Raw genomic sequence first — 24,407 nt, 5'->3', positions numbered from 1 at the left:
GATGTCTCACGCAGAATCGGTCGCATCCAGCGGGCTCGGCAACCGCAACCACCCCCGACATGCCATGCTGCGCCGGGCCTACGGCGTCGAAGACCTACCCGGCCTAATCGAGACCGTGGCCGACCTGGCGCCCGACCGGATCGCGCTACGGCACGGGGCTACCGAGATCGGCTACGCGGCGCTGGCCTCCGAGATCGCGGCGCTCGGCGCGGCCATGGGCGGCGGCCTGAGCCCGGATGTCCTTGTCTCCGTGGTCATCTCCGGACAGCTGCCCGAACTGCTCGAGTCCGGCGACGGCGCGCTCGGCGCGGTGCTCGACCAACTGCTCGACGACGCGCTGCTGATCGCCGCCGACGTGCTGCCGACCGCCTTCACTCCCGTGGAGACGCTGGTCAGCGAATTCGAGGAGCAGGTGCGGCGCACGCCGGACGCCGTCGCGCTGCAATGCGGCGACGCCACCCTCACCTACGCCGAGTTCGACGCGCGCGCCACCGCGCTGGCACGGCGGCTGCTCGAGCTGGGTGTCGGGCCGGACGCGCTGGTCGGGCTGGCCGTGCGGCGCTCGTTCGAACTGCTCGTCGGCATGTACGCGATCCTGAAGGCGGGCGGCGCGTACGTGCCGATCGACCCCGAGCATCCGGCCGAGCGCATCGCCTACGTGCTCCAAACCGCGGCGCCGACGCTCGTGCTCACCACGACCGCCGACCAGCCGGACTCGCTGGCCGACAGCCGGGTGTTGCGCATCGACGAATTCGAGGCCGCCCTCCGCGCAGCGGGTCTACAGTCCGGCCAGCGACCCGACGGCGAGCTCCTGCCGCTGCCCGCTGCGGACAACACCGCCTACGTCATCTTCACCTCCGGCTCGACCGGCCGCCCGAAAGGCGTCGCGGTCTCGCACCGTTCGATCCTGGCGAATCTGCGGTGGCGCCAGCGCTTGTACCGGTTGTCCGAGGACGATGTGGTGTTGCAGAAGACGCCGTTCACCTTCGACGTGTCGGTGTGGGAGTTCTTCTGGCCCTTGCAGATCGGGGCGCGCCTGGTGATCGCCGAGCCGGACGGCCACCGCGACCCGGCCTATCTGGCCCGCGCCATCGCCGAATACGGCGTCACCGTCGCGCATTTCGTGCCGTCGATGCTCGCGGTGTTCGTCGCCGAACCCGAGATCGAGACCGCCGTCGATACTCTGCGTCTGGTGTTCGCCTCCGGCGAGGCGCTGCCCGCGGCCACCGCGGCCGCGTTCCGCGACGTCAGCGGCGCGACCCTGCACAACCTGTACGGGCCGACCGAGGCCGCGGTGGACGTGACCGCCCACGAGGTGACCGCCGCCGACACCACGAGCGTGCCGATCGGCGTCCCCGCCGACGACACCGAACTGCTGGTCCTCGACAACAACCTGCGTCCGGTCCCCACGGGCGTGGTCGGCGAGCTGTACCTCTCCGGTGTCCAGCTGGCCCGCGGCTACGTGGCCCGGCCCGGCCTCACCGCGGACCGGTTCGTGGCGAATCCCGAGGGCGCGCCGGGTGAACGGATGTACCGGACCGGCGATCTGGTCCGCTGGACGTCGGGGGTGGACGGCGGCCCGTCCGAGCTGGAATACCTGGGGCGCACCGACTTCCAGGTCAAGCTGCGCGGGCTGCGTGTCGAACTCGGCGAGGTGGAGGCGGGCCTGCTGCGCGATGAGCAGGTGGCCCAGGCCGCAGTGCTGCTGCACCGGCACGCGGGCGGCGATCACCTGGTCGGCTACGTGGTGGCGGCGGGCGGCGTCATCGACACCGCGGCCGTGCTGGACACCGCGCGTGCGCACCTGCCGGAGTACATGGTGCCCACGCTGGTGCAGGTGCTCGACGAGATGCCGGTCAACGCGAACGGCAAGCTGGATCGGCGAGCGCTGCCCGAACCCGACTTCGGCGTCGCCGCCGTCGAATACCGCGAACCCGCCACCGAGGCCGAGCGCCTGGTCGCGGAGATCTTCGCCGACCTGGCCGCCGCGCCGCGGGTCGGCGCGGACGACGACTTCTTCGCACTGGGCGGCAACTCACTGCTCGCGACGCGGGCGATCGCCAGGGTCTCGGCCGCGCTCGGCGTCGCGATCGACGTCAGGGACTTCTTCGATCGCCCGACGGTGGCGGCGGTGGCCGCGCTGTCGGGCTCGGCGACGCCGCGTCCGCAGCTGGCGGCGGGCCCGCGTCCGGCGCACGTCCCGCTCTCGCCCGCACAGCGCCGCATGTGGTTCCTCAACCAGCTCGGCGCGGATTCGAACTCGGACCGGACCGCGCACAACGCCGCGGTGGACAACATTCCGGTCGCGCTGCGCATGCGCGGTGCGCTGGACGTCTCCGCGCTCTCGACCGCGATCACCGATCTCGTCGCGCGCCACGAGATCCTGCGCACCGTCTACCCGCAGACCGAGGCGGGTCCGGCGCAGGTGGTGCGGCCGGTGCACGCCGTCTTCGACCTGACGCCTTCGGAGATTCCCGCGGAGCGGCTCGCCGAGGCGGTGCGCGCTGTGGCCAGCCAGGGCTTCGACGTCGCCGAGGAGATCCCGGTGCGGGTGCGCCTGCTGCGCAGCGGCCCGCGCGACCACACCCTGGTGCTGGTGGTGCACCACATCGCCGCCGACGGCGTCTCGCTGGGCCCGCTGATGCGCGACCTGGTCACCGCCTACACCGCGCGCCGGGAGAGTACGGCCCCCGGTTGGTCGCCGCTCGCGGTGCAGTACGCGGACTACGCGCTGTGGCAGCGCGCGGTGCTCGGCGCCGAGGACGACCCGGACTCGGCGGCCGCGCGTCAGTTGAGTTTCTGGCGGTCCGAATTGGCGGAACTGCCAGCACAATTGGACCTTCCGTTGGACCGCCCGCGCCCCGCCGTCGCGTCTTACCGCGGCGCCACCCACGAATTCGCCCTCGACGCCGACCTACGCGTCGCCGTGGAACGGCTCGCCGCGCGCCGCGGAGCTACCCCGTTCATGGTGCTGCACGCCACGCTGGCCGCGCTGCTCGCCCGGCTCTCCGGCACCTCCGACATCGCCATCGGCACCCCTGTCGCGGGCCGTGGCGAGCCCGCGCTGGACGACCTGGTCGGCATGTTCGTCAACACCCTCGTGCTGCGCACCGAGGTGTCCGCCGCCGCGAGTTTCACCGAGTTGGTCGGGCACGCGCGCGCACGTGATCTGCGCGCCTTCGCCCACCGCGACATTCCGTTCGAGCAGTTGGTCGAGGCGGTGAACCCGGTGCGCTCGCGGGGCAGGCACCCGCTGTTCCAGGTCGCGCTGTTCATGCAGAACATGGCGCCGGTCGCGCTGACCATGCCCGAACTCGACACGGAGCTGGTCGATTTCGAATCCGGCTTCGCCAAGTTCGATCTCCAGCTGACGCTGTCCGACACCGCCGACGGCTACCGTGCCGAATTCACCTACGCCACCGACCTGTTCGACGCCGCGACGGTCCGGGAGTTCGCCGCGAAGTTCGTTCGCCTGCTGCGCGCCGCGGTCACCGCGCCGGACGTCCCGGTCGGCGATATCGAACTGCTCGACGCGGGCGAGTTCGACTACGTGACCGCGAGCTGGAACGCCAGCGGCCACCGGGTCGCCGACCGCTTCCTGCACGAGGGCTTCGACAACCAGGTCCGCCGCACCCCGGGCGCGGTCGCCCTCGTCGCGGACGGCGCCGAGCTCACCTACACCGAACTCTCCGACCGCGCCAACCGGTTGGCGCGCTTGCTGATCGCCACCGGCGTCGGGCCGGAAACGCTTGTGGTGCTGGCGATGCCGCGCTCGATCGACCTCGTGGTCGCGATGTACGCGGTGCTGCGCGCGGGCGGCGCGTACGTGCCGGTGGACCCTTCGCATCCTGCCGAACGCATCGGACACATCATCGACACGGCCGCGCCGCACACCATCCTGACCACCCGCGCCGCCGGTTTCACACCGCCCGACACTGTGCCGCCGACCGTCCTCGTGCACCATCTCGACGAACTCGACCTCGACGAACACCCCGCCGCCAAGATCGCCGACGGACACCGGACGTCGCCATTGCACCCCGAGCACCCGGCCTACGTCATCTTCACCTCGGGCTCCACCGGGCGGCCCAAAGGCGTGGCGATCAGCCACCGCGCCATCGCCAACCAGCTGGCCTGGATGCACGACGAATACCGTCTCCGCACGGGCGATGTGTACTTGCAGAAGACCGCGACCACCTTCGACGTCTCGCTGTGGGGCTACTTCCTGCCGTTGCGCGCGGGCGCGACCCTGGTGCTCGCCGCCCCGGACGGCCACCGCGACCCGCGCTGCATCGCGGAAACCATTGCCGGATACGGTGTCACGCTCACCGACTTCGTACCGTCGATGCTCGCGGTGTTCGCCGCGCACGCCGAGGCCGACGAATTGCGTTCGCTGCGCGACGTCTTCGTCATCGGCGAGGCGTTGCCGCCCGAGACCGTCGCGGCCTTCCACGCGGTGTGCGACGGCGGGCTGCACAACCTGTACGGCCCCACCGAGGCGGCCGTGTCCATCACCTACCGTGAGGTCACCGCCGACGACGCGCCGCTGGTGCCGATCGGTGAGCCCGAGTGGAATTCCCAGGTCTACGTGCTGGATTCGCGGCTGCGCCCGGCGCCGATCGGGGTGCCCGGCGAGCTGTACCTGGCGGGCGAGCAGCTGGCCCGCGGCTATCACGGCCGGGCCGACCTGACCGCGGACCGCTTCGTGGCCAACCCTTTCGGCGGCAACGGCGAACGCATGTACCGCACCGGCGATCTGGTGCGGTGGAGCCAGGACGGCGAACTCGTCTACCTCGGCCGCGTCGATTTCCAGGTGAAGTTCCGCGGCCAGCGCATCGAGCTCGCCGAGATCGAGACCGCGCTGCTCGCCGCGCCCGAGGTCGGTCAGGCCGCCGTGCGGCTGATCTCCACCGAGACCGGTGAATACCTGGCCGGGTATGTCGTCGCGGCACCCGGCGCGGAACTGGACCCGGACGCGCTGAAGTCCGGTCTCGGTCGGGTACTTCCCGGGTACATGGTGCCGACCGCGCTGGTCGAGCTGCCCGAATTCCCGCTGAACACCAGCGGCAAGCTCGATCGTGCCGCACTGCCGCTTCCGGTATTGCAGGCCAGACGTTTTCGCGCGCCCGTCGACGCGGCGCAGCGCCTTGTCGCGTCCGTGTTCGCCGAAGTGCTGCGAGTGGAGCAAGCCGGACTGGACGACGACTTCTTCGCCCTCGGCGGCAGCTCGCTGGACGCCACGCAGGTCACCGCGCGCACCGGCGCCGCGATCGGCGCGCGTGTCCCGGTGCGCACCCTGTTCGAGGCCTCGACGGTCGAGGGCTTCGCCGCGGCCGTTGCCGAGCTGGCCGAGGCGGGCGTGACCCGGCCGCCCCTGGCGCGGCGCGAGCGGTCGGACCGCATTCCGCTGTCACCCGCCCAGCGGCGGCTGTGGTTCCTCAACCGTCTGGAGAGCCAGGACGGATCGCCGGGCGTCTACAACCTGCCCGTAGTGCTGCGGCTGACCGGCAGGCTCGACGTACGCGCGCTGGAGCGCGCCGTGCTGGACGTCCTTGCCAGGCACGAATCGCTGCGGACCAGCTATCCCGAGAGCGAGGACGGCCCCTACCAGTCGATCCTCGACGCGGACGACATCGGCCTGAGCCTGAATCCGGCGCCGGTCGAACGCGCCGAACTCGCCGACACCATCGCGGCCATCGCGGGCGGCGGCTTCGACGTCACCACCGAGCTGCCCGCGCGAGTCGCGCTGCTGACCCTCGACCGGATCGACGACGCGCACGGCGTGCCCGGCGACGAATACGCGCTGGTGTTCGTCGTACACCACATCGCCGCCGACGCCCTCTCGATGACGCCGCTCGTCGCCGATCTGATCCGCGCCTACCGCGCCCGGCTGATCGGCCAGCGACCCGACTGGGCCGAATTGCCCGTCCAATACGCCGATTACAGCCTGTGGCAGCGCGAGCTGCTCGGCTCGCCGGAACGGCCCGGCGCTCTGGCGCACCGGCAGCTGCGCTTCTGGCGCGACACCCTCGACGGCCTGCCCGCCGAACGGCCGCTGCCCACCGACCGTCCGCGCCCGGCGCGGCCGAGCATGCGCGGCGCGGCCGTCGATTTCGCGATCGATCCCGAGGTGGTCGCCGAGCTGCGCGCGCTGGCCGCCCGGTCGGGCGCGACGCTGTTCATGGTGCTGCACGCCGCCTTCGCGGCCACGCTGGCGCGTTCGAGCGGCGCCGACGACATCGTGGTCGGCTCGCCCATCGGCGGTCGCGGTGAACGCGAACTCGATGACATGATCGGCATGTTCGTCAACACCCTCGCGCTGCGCACCAGGGTCGCCTGGGACACCGCGTTCGAGGATTTCCTCGCCGAGGTGCGCGACGCGGATCTCGCCGCGTTCGCCAACGCCGAGCTGCCGTTCGAGCAGCTGGTCGACGCGATGGACGTCGACCGAAGCACCGGCGCGCATCCGCTGTTCCAGGTGCTGCTCAGCTTCGGCGCGGCCCCGCGGGCGCTGCCGGCCGTCGAGGTCCCGTGGCTGACCGTGGAGCCGATCGACATCCCGGACGGCGGCGCGAAATTCGACCTGCACTTGGTGCTCGTCGAACGCGCCGACGGACTGAGCGGCAGCCTGCGCTATGCCACGGATCTGTTCGACGCCGCGACGGTCGCGGCGTTCGTCGCCAGGCTGCGCCGGATGCTCGTCGCGGTGGCCGCCGATTCCACGGCGCGCGTCGGCGAGATCGAGCTGCTCGATGCCGACGAGCGCGCACTCGTGCTCGACCGGTTCAACGACACCGAACATTCTGTCGACGAAACGGCGACGCTCGCCTCGCTGTTCGCCGCACAGGCCGCGCGCACCCCTGATCGCCCCGCCCTCACCTTCGAGGGCGAAACCAAAGCCCACCCGTCGCCCGGCCACCGCCCCTCATCGAGTCGCGACGCGACGCTGGCCCACCCGTCGCCCGGCCACCACCCCTCATCGAGTCGCTCCGCGACGCTGACTTATGGCGAGCTTTCCGCGCGGGTCAACCGGCTGGCGCGCTGGCTGATCGCGCAGGGCGTCGGCCCGGATTCGCTGGTGGCACTCGGCATGCGGCGCTCCATCGACCTGGTGGTCGGCATGTACGCGATCACGGTGGCGGGCGGTGGCTACGTGCCGCTCGACCCGGACCATCCGGTCGAGCGCACGGAACACATTCTCGCCACCGCGATTCCGGTCGCGGTGCTGACCTCCGGCACGGATCTGGATCTCGCCGCGGCGCAGGTCCGCATCGACCGGCTCGACCTGTCCGGCTACTCCGACGCCCCGATCACCGACGCCGAACGCCGCGCCACGCTGCGCGCCGACAACACCGCGTATGTCATCTTCACCTCCGGTTCGACGGGCACACCGAAGGGCGTCGCGGTGAGTCACGGCGCGATCGTGAACCGGTTGCGCTGGATGCAGTCGGCGTATGTCGCGCTGGACGGCGACGATGTGCTGTTGCAGAAGACGCCGGTCGCCTTCGATGTGTCCGTTCCGGAGTTCTTCTGGCCCTTGCAGGTCGGCGCGCGGCTGGTGCTTGCCCGCCCGGACGGTCACCGCGACCCGGCCTACCTGGCCGAGCTGATCCGGCGCGAGGGCGTCACCGCGGCGCACTTCGTGCCGTCCATGCTCGCCGCGTTCGTCGCCGAGGAACCCGAGACGCCCAGCCTGCGGCACGTCTTCTGCTCGGGTGAGGCGCTGCCCGCCGCCACCGCGCAGCGGATGCGCGCGCTCACCTCGGCTCGGGTGCACAACATGTACGGGCCCACCGAGACGGCGGTCGAGGTGTCGGCGCACGAGGTGACCGACGCGGACACCGGCGCGCCGCCGATGGGTGGGCCGGTGTGGAACACCCGGATGTACGTCCTCGACGCACGCCTGCGACCGGTCCCGGTCGGCGTGCCCGGCGAGCTGTATCTGGCCGGTGCGCAGCTGGCCCGTGGCTATCTCGGCCGTGCCGATCTGACCGGTGACCGCTTCGTGGCCAACCCTTTCGGCGAGCCGGGCGCACGGATGTATCGCACCGGTGACCTGGTGCGCTGGACGGCGGCGGGGGAGGTGCGGTTCCTCGGCCGCACCGATTTCCAGGTGAAGGTGCGCGGCCTGCGCATCGAACTCGGCGAGATCGAGACGGCGCTGCTCGCGGCTCCCGGGGTGGCTCAGGCCGCGGTGCTGGTGCGCGACGACCACGGCACCGGCGATCAGCTGGTGGCGTACCTGGTGCCGGAGACCGTGCTCGATCTCGACCTGGTTCGCGCGGAGATCGCCCGTCGGCTACCCGCCTACATGGCGCCCACGGAGTTCGTCGTGCTGGACGCCTTCCCGGTGAACGCCTCCGGCAAGCTGGATCGCCGGGCGCTGCCCGCGCCCGCGCCGCGGACCGTCGAGTTCCTCGCCGTCAGCGGCACGGCGGAAACCCTTGTCGCCGAGACGTTTCGCGCGCTGCTCGGCGCCGAGCGGATCGGTGCGGACGACGATTTCTTCGCACTCGGCGGCAACTCGCTCATCGCGACCCAGCTCGCCGCGCGGCTGTCCAAGGCGACCGGAACGCAGGTGCCCGTGCGTGCCGTGTTCGACGCGCCCACCGTGCGTGAGCTGGCGCCGTACCTGAGGTTCGACGGCCCCGCCGCTCCGGTGACGCTGCCGCCGCTGCTCGCGCGGGAGCGCGGCGAGTCCGTCCCGCTCTCGATCGCCCAGCAGCGCATGTGGTTCCTCAACCGATTCGACAGCGCCGGAAGCGGTTACAACATCCCGTTCGCGCTGCGGCTGACCGGCGCGCTGAACGTGGACGCGCTGGACGCGGCCGTCGCCGACGTGATCGGCAGGCACGAGACGCTGCGCACCCTCTACCCCGAACACGACGGCGCGGCCACCCAGCTGGTCTTGCCCGCGGGCACCCGGCTGGTCGACCTGGCGCCGAAGCCGGTGCGCGTGGCCGAACTGCCCGCGCTGATCGACGCCGCGGCCGACGCCGGGTTCGACGTGACTTCCGAAGTGCCGCTGCGGGTTCGGCTGCTACGAGTCGAGGACGGCGGCGCTCCGCAGGAGCACGTGCTGCTGTTCGTCGTGCATCACATCGCGGCCGACGGCTGGTCCTTCGCACCGCTGACCCGCGATCTGGCCGCCGCCTACGTCGCGCGCTGCGCGGGGTCCGCGCCCGCCTGGCGTTCGCTGCCCGTCCAGTACGCCGATTTCGCGCTCTGGCAGCGGGACGCGCTCGGCGACGCACAGGACCCGACCTCGGTGCTGGCCGGGCAGCTGCGCTACTGGACGCACCGTCTCGCGGGTCTGCCCGAGGTGCTCGCCCTGCCTTCGGACCACCCGCGCCCGGCGGTGGCCTCGAACCGCGGCGGCGCTGTCATCGGACGGCTCGACGCCGCGCTGCACCGCGACATCCAGGAACTCGCCGCCGAACACCGCGTCACCCCGTTCATGGTGCTACACGCCGCGCTGGCCGTATTGCTGAGCAGGCTGGCCGCCACCGGCGACGTCGTCGTCGGCGCGCCGGTGGCCGGGCGCGGTGACGAGGCGCTGGACGAGCTCGTCGGGATGTTCGTCAACACCCTCGTGCTGCGCACCGAGGTGCGCGCCGACGCCACCCTCGCCGAGCTGCTCGCCGAGGTACGGTCCGCCGACCTGGCCGCCTTCGAGCACGCGGCGGTGCCGTTCGAGCAGCTCGTCGACACGCTGAATCCCGTTCGTTCACAGGCGCATTCGCCGCTCTATCAGGTGGCGCTGACGCTACAGAACCAGACCGCGCCCGACTTCCGTTTGCAGCGCCTCGCCATCGGCGCGCTCGACATCGGCCCGGCTCCTATCCAGCTGGACCTGGACTGGACCCTGACCGACCGCTACGACGCGGACGGCGAGCCCGAGGGCATCGACGTGCACCTGCACTACGCGCTCGACCTGTTCGACGCGCACACGGTCACCGATCTCCTCGCCGCGTTCGAGCGGGTGCTGCGCGCGATGGCGCGCGACACCAGGACCGCGGTCGGCGATGTCGAGCTGATGTCGGTCGCCGAGCGCGGAATGCTGCTCTCCGACCGCAACGCGACCGCGCGCGCACTGCCCGCCGAGACCCTCGACGACCTGCTCACGGTGCGCGCCGCCGCGGACCCGGTCGGTCGCGCGGTGACCTTCGAGGACGAGTCGCTCGCCCACCCGTCACCCGGCCACCACCCCTCATCGAGTCGCTACGCGACGCTCACCTATGGCGAGCTGGCCGCGCGGGTGAACCGGCTGGCTCGGCACCTGATCGCCGAGGGCGTCGGCCCGGAGACCATCGTCGGACTGGCCGCCCTGCGTTCGCTGGACATGCTCGTGGCGATGTTCGCGATCGTGCGCGCGGGCGGCGCGTACCTGCCGCTCGACCCGGCTCATCCGGCCGACCGGCTGGCGCAGGTGATCGAAAGTGCCGATCCCGCATTGATAGTGATCGTCGGCGGAGCGGAACTGCCGCCGCTGAACGCGCGCGTGCTTCGCCCCGCCGAGCTGGACCTGTCGGGCTACTCGGCCGAGCCGGTGACCGACGCCGAGCGCCGCGCAACGCTGCGCCAGGACAACACCGCGTACGTGCTGTTCACCTCGGGCTCCACCGGACGGCCCAAGGGCGTCGCGGTCACCCACCGCGCCATCATGAACCAGCTGCGCTGGCTCGAGCATCGCTACGAGGTGACCGCGGCCGACCGCATCCTGCAGCGCGCGCCGCTGACCTTCGACGTCTCGGTGTGGGAGTGCTTCCTGCCCGTCGCGGTCGGCGCGCCGCTGGTGATCGCCAGACCCGGCGGGCACCTGGACCTCGCCTATTTCGCCGGACTGCTGCGCGAGCACGGCATCACCATCGCCGAATACGTGCCATCGGTGCTCGCCGCGCTCATCGGCGAGGGCATGGGCGACGCGCTGCGCTCGTTCCGGCACCTGCACTGCGGCGGCGAGGCGCTGACACCCGATCTGCTCGCCGCGATCCGCGGCAGTTTCGACGGCGCGGTGCACAACGCCTACGGTCCGACCGAGGCGGCCATTTCGGCGGTCTACCACGAGTTCACCGATGCCGACGTGGCTTCCGGTCGCGATGTGGCGATCGGGCGTCCGTGCTGGAACACCCGCGTCTACGTGCTCGACGCGCGACTGCGGCCGGTGCCGGTCGGCGTGCCGGGCGAGCTGTACCTGGCGGGCGACCAGCTGGCGCGCGGCTATCACGGCCGTTCCGGGCTGACCGCCGAGCGGTTCGTGGCCGACCCGTTCGGCGTGCCCGGCGCGGTGATGTACCGCACCGGCGATCTGGTGCGCTGGAACCGCTCGGGCGATCTGATCTACCTGGGCCGCAACGATTTCCAGATCAAGCTGCGCGGTCAGCGGATCGAGCTCGGCGAGATCGAATCGGCGCTGGCCGGTGTGCCCGGCGTGCGCAACGCGGCCGTGCTTGTCGCGAAGGACAGCTCCGGCTACGAATGTCTGGTCGGCTATGTCAGCGGAGAGGTCGCGGCCGACGCCGTTCTGGACGCGGTGCGCGAGCGGCTGCCCGGCTACATGGTGCCCGCGCACTTGGTCGTGCTGGACGAGATGCCGCTCACCACGGTCGGGAAGCTGGATCGCGCGGCGCTGCCGACGGTCGAGGTCAGCGGCGGCGCGGTGGCCTACCGCGCGCCACGGGAGGGCGCGGAATCGGTGCTCGCGGCCCTGGTCGCCGATCTGCTCGGCGGGTCGGCGCGCATCGGTGCGGACGCCGACTTCTTCGCGCGCGGCGGGAATTCGCTGCTCGCCATGCGGCTGGTCGCCCGCGCCAACGCGGCGCTGGGCTGCGCGCTCACGGTGCGCGAGGTGTTCGAGGCGCCGACGGTGGCCGAACTCGCGGTGCGCGTGCGCCATTCGGCCGACGACTCCCGTCCCGCCCTGGTGGCAGTCCCGCGACCGGAGCGGATTCCCCTGTCGCTGGCGCAGACTCGGATGTGGCTGCTGAACCGCCTCGATCCGGAGTCGGCGGTCTACAACATCCCGATCACCATCCGGCTGACCGGCGCGCTGGACACCGCGGCGCTGGCCGCCGCGCTCGGCGACGTGATCGCGCGGCACGAGTCGCTGCGTACGGTCTTCCCGTCCGACGGCGACGGCCCGTTCCAGTCGGTGCGGGCGGAAGTGCCCGCCCTGGAATTGGACCCGGTGGCGGTCTCCGAGGCGGAACTGCCAGAGACCGTCGCGGTGTTCGCGGCGTTGCCCTTCGACCTGCGCGGCCAGATTCCAGTGCGCGCCTGTCTTTTCCGTGCCGCGGCGGATGACCATGTGCTGGTGGTCGTTGTGCACCACATCGCTGCCGACGGTGTGTCCACCGCGCCACTGGCCCGTGATCTCATGGTGGCCTACACGGCGCGCAGTGCTGGCGCCGCGCCGCAGTGGCGACCGCTCCCGGTGCAGTACGCCGACTTCACGCTGTGGCAGCACGAGGTGCTCGGCGCGGCCTCCGACCCGGAATCGGTGTTGGCCGAGCAGATCGCGCACTGGCGCGCCGAGCTGGCCGACCTGGCACCGGTGCTGGAACTGCCCACCGACCGCCCGCGCCCGCCGGTCGCCACCGGGCAGGGCGCCGCGGTGGAATTCGCGGTCACCGCCGAACTGACCTCGGCGATCGCCGAACTCGCGCGGCGACAGGGTGTTTCCTCGTTCATGGTGGTGCACGCCGCCTTCGCCGCCCTGCTCGCCAGGCTGGCCAGGACCGAGGACGTCGCGATCGGCACCCCGGTCGCGGGACGTGCCGAACAGGCGCTGGACGAGCTTGTCGGCATGTTCGTCAACACCCTCGTACTGCGCACCGGGGTGCGCGCCGACACGTCCTTCGCCGACCTGCTGCGGCAGGTCCGCGAGGTGGACGTGCGCGCCTTCGCCCACGCCGACCTGCCGTTCGAGCGTCTCGTCGAAGAGCTCAACCCGGTTCGCTCGCAATCGCATTCGCCGATCGTGCAGACACTGCTGACCTTCGAGCATCGCGACGACACGGTGCTGGAGCTGCCGGGGCTCCAGGTGTCGGCCTACCCGCTCGACAATCGCGTCGCGCAGTTCGACCTGGCGCTGGAGCTGGTCGAGCATCAGCAGGGCGCGGGCACGGCGCTGCGCGCGCTGCTGCGCTACGCGACCGATCTGTTCGACCGCGCCACGGTCCAGTCCTTCGCGGCGCGATTCATCAGGATCCTGGAGACCGTGGTGGCCGACCCGGCTCTCCGAGTGGGCGACATCGAACTGCTGGACCCGGCCGAGCGTTCGCTCGTGCTCGAGCGGTGGAACGACACCGCGCACCCGGTCGCGGCCCGCCCGCACACGCTGATCTCGCTGTTCGAGGAGCAGGTCGCGCGCACGCCCGAGGCGGTGGCGCTGACCTTCGAGGGAACCAGCCTGGCGTATGGCGAGTTCGCCGCTCGGGTGCACCGACTGGCCCGCTGGTTGGTCACCCAGGGCGTCGGCCCGGATTCCTTTGTGGCACTCGGCATGCGGCGCTCGCTCGACCTGATCGTCGGAATGTACGCGGTGACGGCGGCGGGCGGCGCGTATGTGCCGATCGATCCCGATCACCCGGCCGACCGCATCGAATACGTGCTGGCCACCGCGCGTCCGGTGTGCGTCCTGACTTCCGGGATGGATCTGGAAGTCGCCGCGGCACGGCAGGTTCGGATCGATCGCTTGGATCTGTCCGCCTTCGCCGAATCTCCGCTGACCGACGCCGACCGGATCGGCGCGCTCACGCCGGGCCACCCCGCGTACGTCATCTTCACCTCCGGCTCCACCGGTCGCCCCAAGGGCGTCGCGGTCTCGCACGCCGCCATCGTCAACCGGCTGGTCTGGATGCAGGATCGCTACGGGTTGCGTCCCGACGACGCGGTGTTGCAGAAGACGCCCGCCACCTTCGACGTGTCGGTGTGGGAGTTCTTCTGGCCCTTGCAGGTCGGCGCGCGCTTGGTCGTCGCGCGCCATGACGGTCACCGCGATCCCGCGTACCTGGCCCGGCTCATCGCGGCCGAACGCGTCACCACGGCGCATTTCGTGCCCTCGATGCTCGCGGTGTACCTCAACGAGCCATTGGCGCGCGAGCGCACCGCGCTGCGCCGGGTCTTCGCGTCCGGCGAGGCGCTGCCCGCCGCCGTCGCACAGCGCACGCGGCGCGTGCTCGGGGTCAGAGTGCACAACCTCTACGGCCCGACCGAGGCCGCCGTGGACGTGACCTATCACGAGGTCACCGACGCGGACACGGACTCGGTGCCGATCGGCAGGCCGGTGTTCAACACCCGGCTGCTCGTGCTCGACGACCGGCTGCGGCCGGTGCCAGTCGGCGTGCCTGGCGAGCTGTATCTGGCGGGCGGACAGCTGGCCATCGGTTATGTGGCGCGACCCGAGCTGACCTCGGATCGCTTCGTGGCCAATCCTTTCGGCACCGCGGGCGACCGCATGTATCGCACCGGCGATCTGGTCAGATGGCTGCCTGCATCGCGAAGCGATGCGATGGGGGGCGGTGGCCGGGCGACGGGTGGGCCAGCCGGCGGCGAGCTGGAGTACCTGGGCCGCACCGACTTCCAGGTGAAGCTGCGCGGACTGCGCATCGAGCTCGGCGAGATCGAAGCCGCTCTCACCGCGGTGGCCGCGGTCGACCAGGCGGTGGTGGTCGTTCGCGGCGGGCAGGTGTCCGGCGGTGATCAGCTGGTGGCGTACCTGACCGGCGCGTCGATCGACATCGATGCCGTGCGCGCGCGGCTGGCCGCCGAACTGCCCGGCTACATGGTGCCCTCGGCCTTCGTGGTGCTGGACGAGTTTCCACTCAACTCCTCCGGAAAGCTGGACCGCAAGGCACTGCCCGCGCCCGTCGTGGCGGCGGCGGTCTTCCGCGCACCGGAGACCGACGCCGAGCGGACCGTCGCGGCGCTGTTCGGTGAGCTGCTCGGCGTCGAACGGGTCGGGGCGGGCGACGATTTCTTCGCGCTCGGCGGCAACTCGCTGATCGCCACCCAGCTGGCCGCGCGGCTCGGCGCCGAGCTGAACACCGATGTCCCGGTGCGGACGCTGTTCGACGCGCCGACCGTCGCGGCACTCGCCGAGCGCGCGGTCGAGGGCACGGGCGCGGCCCGCCGCCCCGCTCTCACCGTGGGACCGCGCCCGGAAACGATCCCGCTCTCGCCCGCTCAGCAACGCATGTGGTTCCTGAACCGCTTCGATCCCGCGGAGACCGTCAACAACATCCCGGTCGCCATTCGCTTCGTCGGCGAGCTGGACACGGCGGCGCTGGCCGCCGCGATCGCCGACGTGATCGCCAGGCACGAGACGCTGCGCACCGTCTACCCGGACCGCGACGGCGTCGGCCACCAGCGGATCCTCGACGCCGCCGTCCCGTCGATCACCGAGCTGGACGCCGCCGACCCGGAAGCGGCCCTCGTCGGCTTCGTCGCCACGCCGTTCGACGTGACGGCCGAGGTGCCGCTGCGGATCGGGCTGGCGAAGCTGTCGGAGCACGAACACCTGCTCGCCCTCGTCGTGCACCACATCGCCGCCGACGGCTTCTCGATGGGACCGCTGGCCCGCGATCTCGCCACCGCCTACGCCGCGCGCGTCACCGGCGGGGAACCGGACTGGGCGCCGCTGCCCGCGCAGTACGCCGACTACGCGCTCTGGCAACGCGAACTGCTCGGCGCCGAGGACGATCCGGAGTCGATCGCCGCCCGTCAGCTGAAGTATTGGCGGCGTGCGCTGCGCGGTCTGCCCGCCCAGCTGGACCTGCCCGCCGACCGCCCGCGCCCGGCCGTCGCCTCGCACGCCGCCGCGAGCGCCACCCTGCTCCTGGACCCGGCGGTGAACTCCGGCATCACCGCGCTGGCCGCGCGGCACGACGCGACGCCGTTCATGGTGGTGCACGCCGCGCTCGCGGTGCTGCTCGCACGGCTGTCGGGCACCGCCGACATCGCCATCGGCGCGCCGATCGCCGGTCGCGGCGAACGTCGGCTGGACGAGCTGGTCGGCATGTTCGTCAACACGCTCGTGCTGCGCACCGAGGTGCCCGGCGCGGACTCCTTCGCCACCGTGCTGCGGCGGGTGCGCGAGGACGACCTGGACGCGTTCGCCAACGCCGAGGTGCCGTTCGAAAGGCTGGTGGAGGTGCTCGACCCGCCGCGCTCCCAGGCGCGGCACCCGCTGTTCCAGGTCGCGCTGTTCTTCCAGAACCTTTCGCCGATCGGGGTCCGGCTCCCGGGCCTGAGCGTGGCGGAGTACGAGTTCGACTACGAGACAACGCGTTTCGACCTGCAACTCACCGTCTCCGACGACGCGGTGCGTTTCACCTACGCCACCGACCTCTTCGACGCCGCGACCATCCACACCATGGGCGAGCGATTCCTGCGGCTGCTGACCGCGGTGATCGCGGATCCGGAGCTGCCGGTCGGCGACATCGACCTGTTCGGCGCAGGCGAGCTGCACAGGGTGGTCACCGAATGGAACGACTCCGCGCACACCGCGTTCGTGGCGGAGATGCTGCTCGACGAGTTCGAGGCGCAGGCCGCGGCCACGCCCAACGATCCCGCGCTGGTGTACGTCCCGGACGGCGGTCCCGCCACGGTGCTCACCTACGGCGAACTCGATCAGCGCGCCAACCAGCTGGCCCGCCATCTCGTCGAGGCGGGTATCGGGCCGGAATCGCTGGTGGCCTTGGCCATTCGACGGTCCACCGACCTGGTGCTCGCCATGTACGCGGTGCTGAAGGCGGGTGGCGCGTACGTGCCGATCGATCCCGATCACCCCGCCCAGCGCATCGCCCACATCCTCGACACCGCGCGGCCCGCCGCGCTGCTCACCACCGAACGCGACCGTGCCGAACTCGGCTACACCGGGCGCACGGTGTGCGTGGACAGCGTCGCGCTGGACGGCTACGCCGACGATCCGATCGCGACCGAGGAGCGCGGCGTGCCGATCCACCCCGGGAACCCCGCGTACGTGATCTTCACGTCCGGGTCGACCGGAAAACCCAAAGGCGTCAGTGTTTCGCACGCGGCGATCGTCAACCAGATGACGTGGATGCAGTCGGAATACCGGCTGCGCGCCGACGACGTGTACCTGCAGAAGACCGCGACCACCTTCGATGTCTCGCTGTGGGGGTACTTCCTGCCGCTGCGCGTCGGCGCGACCGTGGTCCTCGCGACCCACGACGGGCACCGCGATCCCGGCTACCTCGCGGAGGTGATGGGTCGTTACGGCGTCACCGTCACCGATTTCGTGCCGTCCATGCTCAGCGTCTTCGCCGGACATGTGCACGGCACCGGGCAGCGCCCGGCCGCGCTGCGCACCGTCTTCGTGATCGGCGAGGCGCTGCCCGCCGAGACCGTCCGCGCGTTCGGTGCGGTGAGCGAGGCGCGGCTGCACAACCTGTACGGACCCACCGAGGCCGCGGTGAGTATCACCTACCGGGACGTGACGGGCGAGACCGAGCGCACCGTGATGCCGATCGGCAACCCCCAGTGGAACAGCCGTGTCTACGTGCTGGATTCGCGCCTGCGGCCGACGCTGCCGGGTGTCGCGGGTGAGCTGTACCTGGCGGGGACCCAGCTCGCCCGGGGCTACCACGGGCGACCCGACCTGACAGCGGAACGTTTCGTGGCCAACCCCTTCGGCGCTCCCGGCGAACGCATGTACCGCACCGGCGATCTCGTGCGTTGGGACACCGGCGGCGACTCCGCCGAGCTGGTGTACTTGGGGCGCACCGACTTCCAGGTGAAGTTCCGCGGCCAGCGCATCGAGCTCGGGGAGATCGAGGCGGTGCTGGCCGGGGTGGCAGGCGTGTCCCAAGCGGCGGCGCGGGTGGTCGGCGATCACCTGGTCGGCTACGTCGTGGCGACACCGGAGCGCACCGCCGATCTCCAAGACGCGCTGCGCGCAGCGGCGCGGGCGACGCTGCCGTCCTACATGCTGCCGTCGGCCTTCGTGGTGCTGGACGCCTTCCCGCTCAACGCCTCCGGCAAGTTGGATCGAAAGGCGCTGCCGGAGCCGGTGTTCGATCGCCGCGCCTACACGGCTCCGGTCACCCCGGCCGAGCGCCTGGTGGCCGCCGCCTTCGAGGACGTGCTCGGTTGTGGACCGGTCGGCGTCGAGGACAGCTTCTTCGATCTGGGTGGGAACTCGCTCAGCGCGACCAGGGTGCTGGCCAGGCTCGGCGAAAGGCTGGGCAGGCGAGTGCCCGTGCGTCTGCTGTTCGAGGCGCCGACGGTCGGCGCGCTGGCGGCGGGAATCGCCGCGGAGACAACCGATTCGGTCGTTCCGCTGATCGCGGGTCCGCGTCCTGACCCGGTGCCGTTGGCGCCCGTGCAGCGCGGCATGTGGTTCCTCAACCGGCTCGATCCGTCGTCGGCCGCGCACAACATCCCGGTCGCGATGCGGATTCGCGGCGAACTGGACGAAGTGGCGCTCGGCGCGGCGTTCGCCGACGTGGTGGCGCGGCACGAGGTGCTGCGCACGATCTACCCCGCCGCGACCGACGGCACCGCGCACCAGGTGATCCTGCCGGTGGCGTCCGCGCCCGTGCGGCTGGCCGTCGAATCGATCGGCGCGGGCAGCGTCGAGGATCGGATCGCCGAATTCCTCGCCGCCGGTTTCGATGTCACGAGCGAGGTTCCGGTGCGCGCGGTGTTGCTGCGCGAGAGTCCGACGAGCCGGGTGCTCGTCGCGGTGCTGCACCACATCGCCGCCGACGGATACTCGATGCGGCCGCTGCTGCGAGATCTGCTCGCCGCGTACCTGTCTCGCGTGCTGGGAGCCGCACCGGTGTGGCCCGAGCTGGCCGCGCAGTACGCGGACTACGCGGTCTGGCAGACGGCGTCGGTCGAAAATGCGGCGGCCGAGGAACTTTCGTTCTGGCGCGAGGCGTTGCGCGAACTGCCCGAGGAGCTGGCCCTGCCCACCGACCGCCCCCGCCCGCCCATCGCGAGCAAGCGCGGCGGGAACGCTCGGGCACGGATCGGCGGCGAGGTCGGCGCACGGGTGCGCGAACTCGCCCTCGCCTACCACGCGACTCCCTTCATGGTGGTGCACGCCGCGCTGTCGGTGCTGCTGGCCAGGCTCTCCGGTTCCGACGACATCGCGATCGGCACCCCCGTCGCGGGTCGCGGCGCGGCGGCGCTCGACGACCTGGTCGGCATGTTCGTGAACACGCTGGTGCTGCGCACCCGGCCGCGTCCCGACCAGTCCTTCACCGAATTGCTCGCTGAGACGCGGGCCGCCGACCTGGCGGCGTTCGCCCACGCCACCGTGCCGTTCGAGCGGGTGGTCGACGAGCTCGGCGTGACCACGACGCAGGCGCGGCATCCGTTGTTCACGGTCGCCCTGAGCTACCTGAACACCGGGGACGACACCTTCGCCGTGCCGGGTCTCGAGCTCTCGACGGTCGAATTCGACGAGCCGGTGGCGCGTTTCGATCTCCAGTTCACCGTGTCCGCGGATATGGACGCCGACGGACACTTCGCTGTCGAGCTGAATTACGCGACCGACCTGTTCGACGCGGACACCGCCGAAGGGCTGCTGCGCCGGTTCGGTCGGGTCCTCGGCGCGCTGACCGCCGAACCGGAACGTTCGATCGGCGCGGTCGAGCTGCTCGCGCCCGCCGAGCGTGCCGAACTCCTCGCCAGGCGCGGCGCCGAGGCGGTGCCGCAGCGGACCCTGGCCGAGATGATGGCAGCGGCCGTCGCCATGAACCCGGACGGTGTCGCGGTGGTCTGCGGTGACCGCGAGCTGACCTACCGCGAGCTCGACGAACAGTCCGCGCGCCTGGCCAGGATGCTCGCCGGGCACGGCATCGGCGCGGAGGACGTCGTCGCGATCGCCATCCCGCGGTCGGCCGAGGCGCTGCTCGCGGTGTGGTCGGTTGCCAAGACCGGGGCGGCGTTCGTCCCGGTCGATCCGACCTATCCGGCCGACCGGATCGAGCACATGCTCACCGATTCCGGCGCGGCCTTCGGCCTCACGATCGACGCTGCGCGTGCCGCGCTGCCCGGCGCCGTCGAATGGCTCGCGCTGGACGCGCCCGCCACCGTGGCGCGGATTCGGCACATCAGCGGGACGCCGCTCGGCGCGGACGAGCTGGTGCGTCCGGTGCGGGTAGATCATGCGGCGTGGATCATCTACACCTCCGGCTCGACAGGTGTGCCGAAGGGTGTCGTGGCGACGCACGCCGGGATCGCGGGAGTCGCTCGCGCGCAACGGGATCGGTACTCGGTGACCGCCGACGCGCGAGTGCTCACGGTGTCCTCGCCCAGCTTCGACGCCTCGATGCTGGAACTACTGATGGCGCTTCCGGCGGGCGCGACCATGGTCGTCGCACCGGCGACCGTCTACGGCGGGGCCGAGCTGACCGCGCTCATCCGCGATCAGCGGGTGACCCACGCGTTCATCACACCAGCGGTCCTGCAAACCCTCGATCCGGCGCAACTGCCGGAGCTGCGGCAGTTGACCGTCGGTGGCGAGTCCTACGGGCCGGATGTGGTGCGGCGCTGGGGCGTCGGACGCGCGATGTACAACACCTACGGCCCGACCGAGACCACGGTCATCACCACGATCAGCGCGCGGATGCGGCCGGGCGATCCGCTCGACATGGGCGCGCCGATCCCCGGCATGTCCGCGCTCGTGCTCGACGACCGGCTGCGGCCGGTGCCCGTGGGCGTCGCGGGCGAGCTGTACCTGCGCGGTCCCGGCTTGGCGCGCGGATACCACGCGCGGCCAGGACTTTCGGCGGACCGGTTCGTCGCGGACCCCTACGGGCCCGAAGGCGGGCGGATCTACCGCACCGGCGATCTGGTCAGATGGGTGCCCGCATCGCGAAGCGATTCGATGAGGGGCGGTGGCCGGGTGACGGGTGGGCCAGCGTCCGGCGCCCTCCAGCACCTCGGCCGCACCGACCATCAGGTGAAGGTGCGCGGTTTGCGCATCGAGCTCGGTGAGATCGACGCGGTGCTCGCCGCGCACGAATCCGTCGAATACGCGGTGACCGTCGGACACACCGATGCCAATGGTGTCGTCGCGCTGGTTTCGTACGTGGTCGCCGTGCCGGGGCACAGCGTCGACACGACGGCGCTGACCGCCTTCGCGGGTCGTTCGCTGGCCGCCTACATGGTGCCCGCCGCCATCATGGTCCTCGACCAGCTGCCGCTGACGCCGGTCGGGAAGCTGGACCGGAAGGCGCTGCCGGAACCGGAATTCCGAACTGCCATGTACCGCGCGCCGGTCACGGTGGCGCAACAGACGGTCGCCGCGACCGTCGCCGCCGTACTGGGAGTCGATGACGTCGGCCTGGACGACGACTTCTTCGCGCTCGGCGGAAACTCCCTCACCGCAACGCAACTCGCCGCGCGGCTGGGTGCGGCGCTCGGCGTCACGGTCGGCGTGCGCACCGTGTTCGAGCACTCGACCGTCGCGGCCATGGCCGCCGAACTGGGTGGCGCGGACACCTCGCCCGCCCGCCCCGCGCTGGTCGCGCGCCGGGGCGACGAGCCGGTTCCGCTCTCGCTCGCACAGCAGCGCATGTGGTTCCTCAACCGGCTGGACCGCCAGTCCACCGCCTACAACATCCCGCTCGCGGTGCGGCTCAGCGGCGAACTCGACATCGCCGCCCTGAATGCCGCCATCGCCGACGTAGTCGCCAGGCACGAGGTGCTGCGCACGGTCTACCCGCCGCGCACGGCCGGACCGGTGCAGGTGGTGCTGCCGGTCGAGGCGGCGGGCACGCCGGTGCTCGCACCGATCGCGGTGCCGATCGATGATCTGCCCATCGCGGTCGCGGATTTCGTCGGCGCGGGATTCGACGTGATCGGCGCGGTGCCGGTGCGCGCCAGGCTCTTCCGTCCGGAGGCCGAGAACGGCTCGGCGGCAACGGAACACGTGCTGGTCGTGGTGGTGCACCACATCGCGGCGGACGGCTCCTCGCTCGCTCCGCTGGCCAGGGACGTGATGCTGGCCTACACGGCGCGCAAGCAGGGGCGCGCGCCGGGCTGGGTGCCGCTGCCGGTGCAGTACGCCGACTACAGCCTGTGGCAGCGCGAACTGCTCGGCTCGGAGGACGATCCGGAATCGCTGGTGGCGCGCCAGCTCCGGTTCTGGACCGAGGCGCTCGACGAACTGCCCGCGCAGCTGCCGCTGCCGACGGACCGGCTGCGGCCCGCGGTCGTGTCCACCCGCGGCAAGCACGTCGATTTCGCCGTCGATGCCGAAACGCACTCGGCGCTGGTCGAATTGGGCCGCGCGTCGAGCGCCACGCTGTTCATGGTGGTGCACGCCGCCTTCGCCACGTTGCTCGCGCGGCTGTCCGGCACCGGCGACATCGCCGTCGGCACACCCGTGGCCGGTCGCGGCGCGGCCGAGCTGGACGACGTGGTCGGCATGTTCGTCAACACGCTCGTACTACGCACCCGGGTGGACGCGGGCGACGGATTCAGCGCGCTGCTCGAACGGGTGCGCGCCGCCGACCTGGCGGCGTTCGCGCACGCCGACGTTCCATTCGAGCGGCTGGTCGAGGTGCTCAACCCCGAGCGCTCCACCGCGCGGCACCCGCTGTTCCAGGTCGGCTTCTCGTTCCACAACCAGGCCGAGGCCGATTTCACCCTGGACGGGCTGACCGCGACCGCGGTCGACTTCGACTCCGAGGTCTCCCAGTTCGACCTGCACCTGGTGGTCACCGATCGCTACGACGCGCAGGGCGGGCCCGCCGGACTCGCCGCGACGATCACCTACGCCACGGCGCTGTTCGACGAGGCGACCGTCGCGGGCTTCGCGAGCCGGTTGCAGCGGCTGCTGAAAGCCGTGTGCGCCGCGCCGCGGGTGCCGGTCGGTGACCTGCCGCTGCTGGACGACGCCGAGACCGAACGCATGCTCGTCGCGTGGAACGCCCCTGACCGTGAGTTCGCACCGGACACGCTGGTCACCGCCTTCGAGTCGCAGGTGGCGCGCACGCCCGACGCGATCGCCGTCGTGGACGACGCGCACACCCTGACCTACGCCGAGTTCGCCGCGCGGGTGAACCGGCTGGCCCGGGTGCTGATCGGCCGCGGCGTCAGCCCGGAATCGCCGGTGGCGCTGGCTATTCCGCGCAGCGTCGACCTGCTCGTAGCGATGTACGCGGTGGTGACGGCGGGCGGCGCCTACGTGCCGCTCGACCCGGCGCATCCACTCGATCGGACCACCGGCGTACTGGCCGCGGCGAATCCGGAGCTGGTGCTCACCTCCGCGCGCAGGCCGATGCTGCCCGCCGAGGTGTCCGACCACGAGGTGCTGCTCGACATCACGACGGTCCCCGAGGGCGGCGACGCCACACCGGTCCGCGACGCCGAACGGGTGCGGGCGTTGTCGCCGTGGCACACCGCGTACGTCATCTTCACGTCCGGCTCCACCGGCGTTCCGAAGGGCGTCGCGGTCCCGCACCGCGCCGTCGCGCACCAACTGGACTGGATGCAGTCGGAATACGGCCTCGGCGCCGACGACGCCACGCTGCTGATGACCTCGGCCGCGTTCGACCTCTCGGTGTGGGAATTCTGGTGGGCGCTGCGCACCGGTGCGCGCGTGGTCCTCGCGCCGACCGGCGCGCAGCGTGACCCGGAGGGGGTGCTCGACCTGGTCCGTCGAGCCTCGGTCACCACGATGACGCTCGTGCCGTCGCTACTCGCCATGCTGACCGAGGTGTCCGGCGGGCGCAGATTGCCCCGCTCGCTGCGCAGGCTGTTGGTGATCGGTGAGGCGTTGCCCGCCGCGACCCTGGCGAGGGTCGGAGCGCTTACTGATGCTCGGGTCGACAACTTGTACGGGCCGACGGAAGCGGCGGTTTCGGTGACTCGATACCGGACGGCAGTCGGCTCCGCGGCATCAGCGCTGACCGGCACCGTGCCGATCGGTACGCCCGAGGCGGGCAACCAGGTGTACGTCCTCGACGACCGGCTGCACCCGGTCCCCGCGGGCGTCACCGGCGAGCTGTACCTGGGCGGCGCGCAGCTGGCCCGCGGGTATCACGGCAGGCCGGACCTGAGCGCGGAACGCTTCGTGGCCGACCCCTTCGGCGCGCCGGGCAGCAGGCTGTACCGCACCGGCGACATGGTGCGCTGGGGCTCCGACGGCAACCTCGGCTACGTCGAACGGCGCGACTTCCAGGTCAAGGTGCGCGGGTACCGCATCGAGCTGGCCGAGATCGAGCACGCGCTGCGCGCCAGGCCGGAGATCGCGGAGGCCGTCGTGGTCGCGTACCGGGCGGATGGTGAAAATGCCATGCTGGTCGGCTATTTCACGTCGGCATCGCCGGTCGACACCAAGCGGCCGCACACCGCGTTGGGCACGGATACACCACGCGCTGGGGTGCACGCCGAACAGCTGAGCGCTGGGTTGGACGCCGACGGGC

The 24,407-nt window shown here is 71.5% G+C and carries 1 protein-coding gene; it reads left to right on the top strand.

Going from position 1 to position 24,407, the window contains the following annotated elements; all coding sequences use genetic code 11:
* Position 1 precedes the first annotated feature (1 nt).
* The coding region (locus tag AB0H49_RS27775) for a non-ribosomal peptide synthase/polyketide synthase (protein WP_357255661.1) at positions 2-24,407 on the top strand (24,406 nt) is incomplete at its 3' end.

It is taken from the genome of Nocardia sp. NPDC050713 (assembly GCF_040654315.1).
Taxonomy (GTDB): Bacteria; Actinomycetota; Actinomycetes; order Mycobacteriales; family Mycobacteriaceae; genus Nocardia.
This window is presented reverse-complemented; position numbering and strand designations above follow the sequence as displayed.